General features: G+C 35.1%; 15 protein-coding genes. 6 read left to right on the top strand and 9 right to left on the bottom strand.

All coding sequences use genetic code 11. The features are described 5' to 3' along the window. Nucleotides 1–17: 17 nt before the first annotated feature. From V4762_RS05900 to V4762_RS05875, 6 genes are all read right to left on the bottom strand, one after another. The gene (locus V4762_RS05900) at nt 18–1,319 is read right to left on the bottom strand and encodes a gluconeogenesis factor YvcK family protein (protein ID WP_347314858.1); all 1,302 of its coding nucleotides are present in this window, start codon (nt 1,317–1,319) and stop codon (nt 18–20) included. 4 nt (nt 1,320–1,323) lie between these two features. Beyond that, nucleotides 1,324–2,202, bottom strand: a complete 879-nt coding sequence (rapZ, locus tag V4762_RS05895) for an RNase adapter RapZ (protein WP_347314857.1) — start codon at nt 2,200–2,202, stop codon at nt 1,324–1,326. Next, entirely contained in the window at nt 2,199–3,383 is a 1,185-nt protein-coding gene (locus V4762_RS05890) for a zinc-binding metallopeptidase family protein (RefSeq protein WP_347314856.1), read from the bottom strand. Before V4762_RS05890 ends, rapZ begins: the two co-directional genes overlap by 4 nt. A gap of 67 nt (nt 3,384–3,450) precedes the next feature. Then, on the bottom strand, nt 3,451–6,000 hold the full coding sequence (locus tag V4762_RS05885) for a [protein-PII] uridylyltransferase family protein (RefSeq protein ID WP_347314855.1): 2,550 nt from the start codon (nt 5,998–6,000) through the stop codon (nt 3,451–3,453). Nucleotides 6,001–6,046: 46 nt separating this feature from the next. Further along, nucleotides 6,047–7,009 (bottom strand): NADPH:quinone reductase, encoded by a 963-nt coding sequence (locus tag V4762_RS05880; protein WP_347314854.1) that lies wholly within the window; start codon nt 7,007–7,009, stop codon nt 6,047–6,049. After that, nucleotides 7,006–7,467: a universal stress protein gene (locus V4762_RS05875; RefSeq protein ID WP_347314853.1), complete on the bottom strand. Its 462-nt coding sequence runs from the start codon at nt 7,465–7,467 to the stop codon at nt 7,006–7,008. The genes V4762_RS05880 and V4762_RS05875 overlap by 4 nt, the downstream gene beginning before the upstream one ends. A 113-nt stretch (nt 7,468–7,580) precedes the next feature. Between V4762_RS05875 and V4762_RS05870 the strand changes: the two genes are divergently transcribed. The 6 genes from V4762_RS05870 (at nt 7,581) to V4762_RS05845 (ending at nt 9,914) form a co-directional block, all read left to right on the top strand. Next, complete coding sequence (locus tag V4762_RS05870; RefSeq protein ID WP_347314852.1) at nt 7,581–7,742, top strand: hypothetical protein; 162 nt, start codon at nt 7,581–7,583, stop codon at nt 7,740–7,742. 84 nt (nt 7,743–7,826) lie between these two features. Next, nucleotides 7,827–8,120: a hypothetical protein gene (locus V4762_RS05865; protein WP_347314851.1), complete on the top strand. Its 294-nt coding sequence runs from the start codon at nt 7,827–7,829 to the stop codon at nt 8,118–8,120. A gap of 14 nt (nt 8,121–8,134) precedes the next feature. Next, nucleotides 8,135–8,419 (top strand): glutaredoxin family protein, encoded by a 285-nt coding sequence (locus tag V4762_RS05860; RefSeq protein WP_347314850.1) that lies wholly within the window; start codon nt 8,135–8,137, stop codon nt 8,417–8,419. Nucleotides 8,420–8,533: 114 nt separating this feature from the next. Next, entirely contained in the window at nt 8,534–8,833 is a 300-nt protein-coding gene (locus V4762_RS05855) for a glutaredoxin family protein (RefSeq protein WP_347314849.1), read from the top strand. Between the two features lie 24 nt (nt 8,834–8,857). Further along, nucleotides 8,858–9,196, top strand: a complete 339-nt coding sequence (locus V4762_RS05850) for a ferredoxin-thioredoxin reductase catalytic domain-containing protein (protein ID WP_347314848.1) — start codon at nt 8,858–8,860, stop codon at nt 9,194–9,196. Nucleotides 9,197–9,233: 37 nt separating this feature from the next. After that, entirely contained in the window at nt 9,234–9,914 is a 681-nt protein-coding gene (locus V4762_RS05845; RefSeq protein ID WP_347314847.1) for a queuosine precursor transporter, read from the top strand. On the opposite strand, the gene V4762_RS05840 is transcribed toward V4762_RS05845, so the two are convergent. The 3 genes from V4762_RS05840 to V4762_RS05830 are packed head-to-tail and all read right to left on the bottom strand — an operon-like array spanning nt 9,911 to nt 11,995. Then, nucleotides 9,911–10,276: a YlbF family regulator gene (locus V4762_RS05840; RefSeq protein WP_347314846.1), complete on the bottom strand. Its 366-nt coding sequence runs from the start codon at nt 10,274–10,276 to the stop codon at nt 9,911–9,913. The two genes, V4762_RS05845 and V4762_RS05840, sit on opposite strands and share 4 nt — an antisense overlap. Next, nucleotides 10,260–11,108, bottom strand: a complete 849-nt coding sequence (locus V4762_RS05835) for a TIM barrel protein (RefSeq protein WP_347314845.1) — start codon at nt 11,106–11,108, stop codon at nt 10,260–10,262. Before V4762_RS05835 ends, V4762_RS05840 begins: the two co-directional genes overlap by 17 nt. Beyond that, nucleotides 11,105–11,995 (bottom strand): DMT family transporter, encoded by an 891-nt coding sequence (locus V4762_RS05830; RefSeq protein WP_347314844.1) that lies wholly within the window; start codon nt 11,993–11,995, stop codon nt 11,105–11,107. The genes V4762_RS05835 and V4762_RS05830 overlap by 4 nt, the downstream gene beginning before the upstream one ends. Nucleotides 11,996–12,069 lie beyond the last annotated feature (74 nt).

Raw genomic sequence — 12,069 nt, 5'->3', positions numbered from 1 at the left:
GCGTTTTGTTTTTCAAATTAATTTCCTTTGGTATTCTTGAAAATGTTATCAAATAAAATCTTTGCTAATTTCTTGTGGTCGTGCCTTATATGGTTTTCTTCATATAAAAGATCTTCGTAAACAGCTTTGATTTTAAATTTTTCGAGTTCAACAGTGTCATTTATGACTATTTCGGAACCTTTTTGTTCATAATACTCGACCAATCTTTCTGGCTTTTTGTTGTTTAACAGGGCAATGTCGAATGGCAGAAAGCCCAGATTGTTTATAAATGCTTTTATATGGTCTGATGCTTTAAATGCTCCCGTTTCTCCTGGCTGTGTCATTATGTTGCAAACATAAATTTTTATCGCTTTTGAATTTCTTATGGCATCTAAAAGGTCTTTCATGAGTAAGTTCGGCAATATACTCGTAAAAAGGCTTCCTGGCCCAATTACTATTGCGTCGGCTTCATTGATTTTCTTTATTGCCTCAGGATAAGCGCTTGGAGGTTCAGGATCAAGGAATACATTTTCAATTGGATAAATGCTTTTTGAGATGTTTGATTCCCCTTCTACGATTGAGCCATTCTTTAATTTTGCACAAAGTTTTGTATTAAAGAATGTTGACGGTATAACATGCCCTCTTGCTGAGATTATTTTTTCAACCATATTAATGGCCTTCAGAAAATCTCCAGTTATTTCAGTTGCAGCAGCCAATAAGATGTTACCTACTGGGTGCCCTTCCAGACCTGGTATCCCTTTGAACCTGTATTGCAGAACAGCGCCAAGCAGGTCTTCTTGAAGTGACAACGCTGCCAAACAATTTCTTATATCTCCTGGAGGGAGAAACCCCAACTCTCTTCTGATAAACCCAGAAGAGCCACCATCATCAAACGGTGTAACTATGGCAGTTAAATTTATCGGATAATATTTTAGGCCTCTAAGAACTGTGGATTGGCCCGTCCCTCCTCCAACTACAACCACATGCGGCCTCTTTTTTACCTGCCTCTCGAGCCAAAGGAGATCTACTACATCCCTTCTTGCTCCAATCTGCATAGGTTTAACAATTTGTTTTACAAGCCCTCTAATAGAATATATTAAGGCCACGAAACCTATTAAGAATAGCAATAATGCGATTATTTGAATTGGTATCTTTGAAGATATGTCATGGATAAAGTATGACAAACTCTTTACAAATGTTCTCGTTATTGGAATGGATTCAAGTGAGAGTATAAGGCTTGTAACAATTAATAATAATGAGAACGAGCCAAGAAAAATCCATCTTTTAATTTTTAGGCCAGGGGTTAGCCACCTGAGCCATTTTAATGGTCTAAAACTCATATTTTTAGTTGTTTCCCCCAATTTTCAAATCTCTGTGCCATTCAAAGATCTTGAAACCCAAATTCCTGTATTTTCTTGCTATTTCACGGACTATTGTAACAGATCTGTGTTCGCCGCCCGTACAGCCTATTGCGATAGTTACGTTACTTTTGCCTTCTTCCATGCACTTTGGAAGGAAAAAGAGAAGGTATGGGTCTAGCACCTTTAGGAAATTTTTTGTGACATCCTTTGATAATATAAAGTCTTCGACAGATGCGTCCATGCCTGTCAAATTTTTAAGATGTTCTTCATAAAATGGATTTGGTAAAAATCTTACATCAATAATCATATCCGCATCCATTGGTATACCGTATTTAAAGCCGAATGAAAGAAGGGTTGTATTGAAAATCTGCTCTTCCTCAGATGTAAAGTATGTTCTTAGCCTTTCTTTCAGTTGATTTACTCTCATATAAGAAGTGTCTATTACTATGTCAGACATCTCTCTAATAGGAGAGAGCATCTCTCTCTCTTTTATTATTCCAGCCGAGAGATAACCTCCCTCTTGTGATAGTGGATGGCGCCTTCTTGTTTCTGAAAATCTTCTGATGAGTACTTCATCACTAGCTTCTAAAAAAAGAGTGGTGATATTTATCGGTTGTTCTTTTATTTTATTTAAGATATTTTGTAAGTCAGGGAAAAGAGTCTTTCCTCTGATATCAATAACAACTGCCATACGAGAAATTGGGAACTTTGGTGAAAAAGAAAATCTTGTAAGTTCGGGCAGCAAAAAAGGTGGCAAATTGTCTATACAAAAGAAGCCTAAGTCTTCGAGCGCATGCAATGCCTGAGATTTGCCAGCTCCTGAAAGACCAGTCAGTATTATCAACCATGGTCCAACGTTCATAAGCAAATCAACTCCTTTAGAATTTCACTAACTATATCGATACTTAGGATTATATCATTTTCATCTACTTCCTCTTTTTTCGGCGAATTTCCTCTTTTGTACTTTAATAACAACATCCCTGTTTGTTGACTTACAAGGCTCATCCACCTTGCATTTGAAAGTATCCCCGTGTCAATCATTATTGGTTTAATATCGTTTTTTAAAAATATTTTATTTGAAATATCAATAAAACTATCTGAAAATATATGCGGTGAATTTGAATTTTGACTTAAGATATCGATTTGACAGTTTTCATCTTCTGAGATCCTGTTAATCTCAGATTTTACCTTGTTGAGAAGTTCGCTTCTTAGCTTTAGATCTGGAGATCTAAGATCGAGTGTAAAATTTATTCTCGTCGGAAATACGCCCATAACTTTTGGTTCCATATTGATATCGTACATCCCTCCAAACAAATTATTTTCTTTAAGTGTCTTGTAAAGGAAGTCTAAAATTTTTGTAAAGGCGTTTAAGGGGCCCTTAATTAAGCCAAATGGGGTGCAGCATGTATATTGCACTCCTCCAATAATAGATAATTTTAAAATTACAGGACCTTGTTGATTTTTTACCGTGCAGATAGGAGTACCTTTTTCTTCTAATATGCCTGAGAAGTCGCTCTCAAGTTCTAAAAATGTATGTATATCGTCCTTGAAAAAAGTGGGGAAACTGCTTGAAAGGCCCAAACTTCTTTTTAGGATTTCATCCTGCAATAAGACTCCATCCTTGTCAGAAAGATATAAATCTTTTTCGTTTAATTCGCCCACAGCTCCTCTTGAGCCAATGCATCCGCGCGAGAACCTGATTGGAGATGTTCCTCTGAAGATTATTAATCCAAGTGGCCTTTTTGGGTGAAAATCCTCTTCAAATAATTTATTTATTGATTCAATTGCAATAATTGTTGGTAGCGATGATGAATATTTGCCGCTAAATGGCATGGTATCAAGGTGTATTCCTAAAAGAACCTTTGGGGTCAATGGATCTTGATTGTATATTGCTATTAGGTTACCTATGTTGTCGGTTTTAATCTCAAATTCCTTTGGAAGCAAATTTGAAACAAATCTTATAGCGAGATCCTCTTCTTCTGAATATCCAGAACGAAAAATTTCATCTTTTTTTAAACTAATTTCTGAAAAATCTTCAATCATTTTCTTTATCTCTATTGTATTTTCCTCCTCACAGTGTATGGCTCTGTCGGCTTTAAGCAGTGAAAAGCTATATGTGGTGTGTTATCTTCTTTATATATTCCTGACATTCTTGCTCGCTAAGTCTTAGATTGTTTTCTTTCGTAATATAAAATGCATCTTCTGCTCTTCCTTCCCATGTGGAGATTTTTGCTGTTTGGATATAGAGCCCTAAAGAAGTCAAAGTTTGTGTGATCCTATATAGAAGCCCATGTCTGTCTTCGGCAACTATTTCTATGACAGTCGACTTTGGAGATATGTTGTTTAGACAATTAACGTTAAATAATTTTACTGGAAATTCTATATCTTTATTTTTCTGTTTGAGAAGTTCGAAAATTTCTTTTTTTAAACTAAGCGTATCCTTTAAATCTTTTTGTATTGTTTGTGCAAGGTATTCTGGCACTGGTCGGCTTTTAAAAGTCGTCCATATTTCGTTAATAATCACAGGGGGGTTTGTCGTAAACCTGTATAGCTCGGCTGTGTGAATATCGAGATTGTGCGCATAAAATACTGCTGCAATTTTCCAGAGAAGCCCGTCTATTTCGTGCGCAGCAATCGTAACTTTAGAAAAATCCTTGTTTAAAGATTCTTCAAAATATACCTGGGGGGTAGCCTCTTTTAACTTGGAAATTAGATCCAGGTGGAATGCTATAGTCTCCTGAGGCAAGTTCATTAGATATGTGGCTGGTATATTGTCAATGAAGAGATTGATCTCTTCTTTGTTTAACAGGTTCTTTCTTATATTTTTCTTAAACAAATCCCCAAAATTTTCATTTGATGTCGGTTTGAGCAGACTTGCTTGGCTCTTTTTAAATAGCTCATTTAATTGATAAATAGATATCGGGCTCGGTTTCTTTTTCGACAATGAGTACAAATCGGCACAAGAAATAAGATATAAATTTTTTAGTCTTTCGCTGTCTGATACAAGTTGTGTGAACTCGTCTATAGTTTCTTGTCTATGGAGATCTCTTAATCTTGAAATTCTAACCATCTGAAGATGATTGGCAATAATAAAGTTAATATTGCTAATAATATTTTTATCTAATCTCGTCTTCTTAGCCCAATTAGAAAATATTTTTGCCCCTTCAACGTCGTGATTTTCGGATGCCTTCAATTTGGCTATATCATGAAATAGGGCAGCAAGATACAGGGCGAGTGGATCCGATAGAGAGTTAAATATTTCAGATATTTCCTGACCAAAATCTCCTCTTTCGAACATCTCAAGGGTTTCGATCATTACCATTGTGTGTTCGCCAATTGTAAATTCATGCATAGGGTCTTTTGGTAGTGTGAAAAAAATCTCTTTTGATTCTGGTATTAATATTTCAAATAATCCTAAAGATTGCATTTTCCTTAATATAGATGCTTTATTTCTGCCATTTTTAAGAATTTTGAGAAATAGATTCATAGTTTCGTTGTTTGGTTTTAACCTATGGCGCTGTTTGATAATTTCCTCTTCGAGATCTATTGATAGCTCAAGGTCATAAAGCGATTTGTATTCAAAAGCTCTTAGAAAATCAAATTTAAAAATCTGAATAGGCGCATTGTACTGATATGTAATATAATTTCCCTTTATTGAAAAACAACTTGTAATTTGAAATCCTTCCTGGAGTATCTTTTTTATCCCCCTTGTGGATATTTCAGATATATTTTGTAGGCAATGTATAAGTTCTTTCATAAACTCAACCGAGTTTTCATACCCTAAAAATTCTGCTATTCTTGGCTGATAATTTTTTGAAAGGTAATCCTGCCTCTTCCTTGCTACTATGTGCAATAAAATCCTTATTTTCCGAAGAAAGCGATAACTTGATTCAAGTTCGTTTATGTCATTTTTATCTAAAATAGAAGTATTTTCGATATCTTTTGCTATAGAACAGTGAGACAGAGCGAATCTGCTCTGAAAAATCCACTTAAACGTATGATAATCCCTAAGGCCTCCTTTGCATTCTTTTAAGTTGGGGCTTAGAAGATATGGGTTGTCGCCAAATTTATAGGAGGCTATTTCCCTTTCTGATAATTTTGCAAATATAAACTCGGTAAGATTCAGCCTGTTCCAAAAATTTCTTTTAAATTCCTGAAACGTGTTGTTATCGCCCGATATGATGTTCGAATCAAGAAAGCTTGTTCTAGTGATGTGGTCGATGTGTCTTATCTCTGTAGTTCTAAAACTGTATCCAACTTCTAAAGCTATGCCAAAAAAAATGTCTGATAAAAGCCTATAGCCTCTTTTCAAAACGTTGTCTAAAAATGGGCCCTCTTCATTCTGGGATAAGAAAACCAGATCTATATCTGAATAGGGTGCCATTTCACACCTGCCAAATCCACCAACAGCAGCTATGCATATATCCTCTTCAGTAAAATCTTCTTCTTTGGACTCGATTATGCAAATCTTTAGAATGTCAGAACAAACCTCTCTGTACAACCTGTTTAGATAGTTTTCTACCTGAAGAGGATCAATAAGACCTGATATTGTTCTTTCAAACAAAATCTTGCGACCGTAAAGAAGTCGATCGCGTAGATGATAGACTACAAAATTTTCTCTTTCTTTTTTATCTTTTTCATAATAAAAATCTAATTCCATTTGATATATTTTATAATGAATTTGACAAAAAAAGATAGTCTATCTTTTAACTATCTGGTTTTAGTATTACTTTTCCGTACGATCCCCTCTCGACTAAGGCATGTGCCTCCTTTGCATCTCTTAAGTTGAACGTTTTACCTATTACTGGAGGTAGCACCTTTTTTGAGGAAAATAGCTTGAAGAGATTGCTGTGTATATCTAATAGCTCATCGCTTTTCGCATTAAACAATACGAAGCCCATTATTCTTGCATCTTTTGACATTAGATTTCTTGGATTTATTTGTACTTCTCCTTTGCTTCCGACAACGACTATTGCAGAATACATAGCCATAAATTCAAGATCAGTTTTTAGGTTGTTGTGAGCTGACATTTCTATTATTATGTCGAATCCATCCCTTGCAAGTTTAAGCACTTCTTCCTTAAAATCTTCTATATTATGACCGACTACAAGATCGGCGCCGGCTTCTTTACAAAGTCTTCCTCCCTCTTCAGAGCCTGCAGTTGCAACTACAGACATATTTAATGATTTTGCAAGCTTTATTGCAGCAAGGCCAACGTTGCCGCTTCCTCCATGTATTAGCACTCTTTGACCGTTTTTTGCATGCCCCTTATGAAAAAGGGCTCTATATGCTGCTCCATATGGCGTGCCAATAGCTGCTCCCTCTTCGAAACTAAGGTTGTCTGGAAGTTTGTATAGCTGCCCCTGTTTAACTATGATCTTTTCTGCGTAGGCTCCCGAAACGCTTTTGAAGCAGTATACTCGATCCTCTATTTCAAAATCGTTTATCTTAGAGCCTTTTTCAACGACTATTCCTGAGGCGTCAAAGCCTGGGACATAAGGAATTTTTGAGCCTGAATACCAACCAGATCTGATGTAGGTGTCGACAGGGTTTACTCCAATGGCCATAGTTTTTATAAGTATTTCGTCGTCTTTTATCTTTGGCAGATCTAAGTCTTTTATAGTTAATACCTCAGGACCTCCAAAATTTTCAACATAGATTGTTTTCATGGAAGCTCTACCACCTCTTCTAAAATATTTGTCTTTCTTGGGAGCTTTGTCAAAAATACTGGTCTTGACGAATATGTCAAAACTTTATCTGAGACTGAACCGATCAGCAATTTTTTTATGCCAGACAATCCCCTTGAGCCCATGCATATAAAATCTACACTGTGTTCGTCTGCTATATCGAGAATTGTCTGGGCAGGATCGCCTATTTTAATGATTTTAACGATTTTGGTATTTGGAACCTCTTGAGTTAAGAGCTCAGAAAATATTGATTCAGCACTATTATTCGCTATCGAGGCCAATTCGATATCGCTTAGCGGTACCACTTCCATAGAGCTGGGCATGTGAAAAACATATAAAAGTAAAATCTCATTTTCTGCAGAGCATTGAGAGAGTCTTTTAGACCATGCAAAGGCCTCTTGAGAGTCTTTTGAGCCATCAACGCAAACAAGAATTCTCATCTTGCCCCTCCTGAAGAATTTTTGTTATTCCTTATAATTTATTATATACCACAAATAACGAAAATATAATATAATGCTTATAAAGTATTCTGAACCGAGGTTTGTAAATATAAATGAATTACGACGATAAGATAGATATCTTGAAGGATGATGCAAAAAAAGAGCTTGCAAAGTTAGACGAGGAGCTTTCAGCACTAGAACTTGAGATCGATAAAGACATTGTAAAGCTCTATCTGTCAATCTTCGGAGAAAACGAAGAGGAATTATCAGATTAATTTAGTTCTTGAGTAATTTAATTATAATTTTTGTTATAATTATGGAATATGCATGAGTTTTAAAATTTAAGGAGGTGAACCGTAGTGTTTTATCAGACTGTAGATTCATCGAGTCAAATAGGAAGTTATATTTCTGCTACTGAACTGCTTTCTTCTCTTTTGAAAATTTACTACGGGGAACAGGATGGAATGTTGGCATTTGACCCAAAAATTTTTATGGAAGAGAACAACTTTAGTGTAGGTGATTCGTCATACCTACAAGATTGTGATGTGTATTCAGCAGAAGATCTATCTCATGCTATTGCAAGAACATCAAGGGCTCTAACTTTTAAAGTTATATATAAACTTCTAAGAGAAATAGAAAAAAATTCAGCTTAAATTAGGAGGTTACAATGGCTAATATAAAGGTCTATGCTTTAAGTACCTGTCCATATTGTAAAAAGGCTAAAGCTCTTCTGAAGGATCTTGGCGCCGATTTTGAGGCCGTAGACGTAGACCTTTTGCCAAAGGATGAACAGAATACAATTCTTGAAACTGTCAAACAGCTTGCTGACAAATGTAAGCCTAAGGTTAACCCAGGATTTCCTACTATTGTAAAAGACGATCATATTATTGTAGGCTTTAACGAATCAAAGATAAGAGAGATGGTGTTTATTCCACACCTTACCAACCTTTAAGAATTTAACGTTTATAAGTTTAAAGTTTAAATTTAAATATGGTGTTTTCAATTAATTAATTAATTGTTATTCATTTGCTATTTATAATGAGCTTGGTTGTCACAGGAGGATATAATGGCAGATATAAAGGTCTATGCTTTAAGTACCTGCCCGTATTGCAAAAAGGCTAAATCCCTTCTAAGGGAATTTGGTGTAACTTTTGAGGCCGTAGACGTAGACCTTTTGCCAAAGGATGAACAGAATACAATTCTTGAAACTGTAGGACAGCTTGCTGACAAATGCAAACCAAAAGTTAATCCAGTTTTTCCTGTAATATTAAAAAACAAAGACATTATAATCGGTTTTAATGAAACAAGAATAAAAAAATTAGCTTTTATGCCTCAACCATCTAACTTTTTTTCCGGTTTTAAATAATTTAAAATTTAAGAAGGTGACGATATGACTCCACCAACCCCTGAAAAACTTTTTGAAATATTGACAAAATTTGCTCATTCAAGAGGTCAGGAATTAAACAACGATCTCGATCACACCATGTCAATAATTAAGGGCATACTTGAAAACGAACAAAGAAATGGTTATAGAGGCTGCCCTTGTAGGTTGAATTCAGGCGATAAACAAAAAGATAGAGATATAATATGCCCTTGTGCTTATAAGGACAAAGATGTAGAGGAATATGGATCTTGCTACTGTGGTCTGTACGTAAGTCACGAGTGGAATCAGAATCCAGATAAGAGGGTGACTGTACCCGAAAGAAGGCCGTTTGACAAGCTCTTTTAATAAAGCTTTTTATAGATTATAAATATTTGGAGGGCCAGTGAGAGGGCTTAGTCAAATTTACGTTATTATTGGGTGTTTGTTTGTGGCCTCTTTGATGATATCGAACATTAGCGCTGGCAAGATTGTTAGTTTTTGCGGTCTGAATTTTACTGCTGCAATCTTGTTGTTTCCCTTAACTTATGTTTTTAGCGATATTTTGACTGAGGTTTATGGATTCAAGGGTTCAAGACTAATTATATGGATGGGTTTTTTTTGCAATTTTTTGATGATATCTTTTTTTTCTCTTGTTGTAAAATTACCGCATCCTGATTTTTTCAAAGATCAGGCTTCTTATGAAATTGTTCTTGGAATGACTCCTAGGTTGGTTCTTGCTTCAATGGTAGCCTATTTTGTAGGTGAGTTTGTCAATTCTGTTTCCTTATCTGCAATGAAAAAGATTACGGGTGGAAGGTACCTTTGGATTAGGACTATAGGCTCTACAATGACAGGGCAGTTTATAGATACATTCTTATTTATGATAATAGCCTTTCTTAATATCATCCCATTTGAAGCAATTCTTGGCATGATTTTTGTCGAATATGTTATAAAAGTTACCTATGAGATATTCGCTACTCCAATTACATACAAGATCGTAAATCTAATCAAAAGATCAGAAGGAATTGATATTTTTGATTATGGGGTTAGATATAATCCCTTTGGGTTAAAGATCTGGGACTAATCTTTTTCTTGGAGAAAGTTGAAAAATTCCATTCCTTCATTTATACCTTCTCCGATTATCTTATATATGTCGCCCATTAATACCTGAAACCTATAGTGTGATTCTATGAGTCTTCTTCCTTCTGGAATTGCTGACACCAGATCGTGGAGTCTCTTGAGATCTGCTTTTTTGTCTTTATTTTCTTCTTTGCCTGAGAGCGCATCTATTTCTATCTGAGTTCTTAGCGTAAATAGATTCTTTACCATTTTGTATAAACCGTCATCTTTTTTTACTAGCTCAGTTGATTTTATTAGATCGATATACTCATCTGAGTCTTTAATTGATTTTGCAAGCTCGTGTGCCTTATCATAAGGATTTACCATTTTTTCCCTCCAGCTCTAAATATCTATCTAACAGTATTTTAGCATCTTTTGATTGAGTGCCAGGCGTTTCTACTATCACCCTTGCTTTTATATGATTTGTGATAAGACTCGATAAAAAGGCATCAATTGGAGGTCCAAAGCCAGAGTTTAGAGATCTGTGTCTTATCTCCCCCATATCGCTGAACTCAATCTGACTAAAATGAATGTGCAATTTTTCATGAGGCAATTTTTCAAAAATTCTGGTAAAATCGTCTTCATTATTTAACTGTCCCCCATTTACAGCATATATATGTGCGAAATCTATAGTCGGTAGGAAGATATCTGGGTACACTTTGCACATCTTTAATATTTCATCAATGTCTCCTATGCTGACTTTTTTGCCGTGAGTTTCTGGACAGAGCTTAATGCCGTTTATTATATTTATGTTGTTATAGATAAAATTTTCTAAGAAAGCTATAGATCTATCTAATAATACTTTTCTATCTTCTTTTTTTGAACTTCCAGGATGGAATATTATCCTGTCAGCATTCATCAACTTCCCCATTTGTAGGCTTCTTATGAGATATTTTTCAGATCTTTCCAATATTTCTGGATTAGGGCTTGTTATATTTATATAATATGGTGCATGAATGCTGAGCCTAACCCTCTCTTTCGAAAAGGATTCACCTATTTTCATCGCAGTTTCATCGCTTAATCTTATCCCATGTGTAAATGGATATTCGAACGCAAATAGTCCCATTTTAGTAATATACTTTGCAGAGTCAACAGTTGATTTAAACCCGGAATTGTAGAAAAGCTCTTCATTGCCGGCTGGGCCGAATATTAAGTTCATACTAAATTATCAAATTTTTGTAAAATTACGACGCCCGATACGATTAATATTCCTCCAACAATTTGAAGAATAGAAAGGCCTTCTCTAAGCCAGAAAAAAGCGACGATAGAGGCTATAAATGGCTCTAAACAGGCTGTAATGCCTGCATTTGTAGGCGATATTATTGAGACCCCCTTAAAGTATAAAAAATACGGTATTAATGTGGAAAATATAGAAAAATAAAGTAAAATAAGCCATGTCGAGGTTGGCAAAGAAAAAATTGCCAAATTCAAAGGTGTAACGATATTAATAAATATTGCTGCAAACCCTGTAGAATAAAGTATAAGAGTTAATGGGCTATAGCTTTTCAGGGATTTTCTACCGTATACGCTTATAAATGCCATTCCTAATGCAGCAAAAATTCCATAAAAAAGACCTTGAAAGTTTAAAGACGTTTCTGCCATACTAATTACAAAGCATGAGCCCCCGATTAGAGAGAGAGCTATTGCGAGCATCTTCGATACTGAAATGGGAGCGCTTTCAAAAAAATATAAATACAAAGCCATTAAGATAGGCGACGTGTATTGTAAAAACACAGCGGTTGATACGTTTGTATATTTTATGGCAAACAGATAAAATAGTTGCATTGTGGTCATACCAAATATGCCTAAGATTGAAAAATAAAGTATGTCAGTTTTGGCTATAAATATATGTTTTTTATTAAATATAGAGAGATATACAAAAAGCAAAATAAAAGACATTGCAAGCCTTATTTTTACGAATAACAGGGGGTCGATAGCACTATTAAATGCAAACTTTGCTACACAACCGCCAAAACCCCAAAGCGATGCGGCCCCTATTGTAAAGAGATAGCCTGTTAAATTGTTAGTGACAAAATTTATCTTCAACTTAACTTTAAAATTCTAACACAAAAAATGGATATTAAAAATTAACTAATATTGATATATAATTATAGAAATAA

Source organism: Thermodesulfobium sp. 4217-1 (genome assembly GCF_039822205.1).
Lineage (GTDB): Bacteria > Thermodesulfobiota > Thermodesulfobiia > Thermodesulfobiales > Thermodesulfobiaceae > Thermodesulfobium.
Note: the sequence above shows the minus strand (reverse complement) of the source record. Positions and strands in the feature narration are given on the sequence as shown.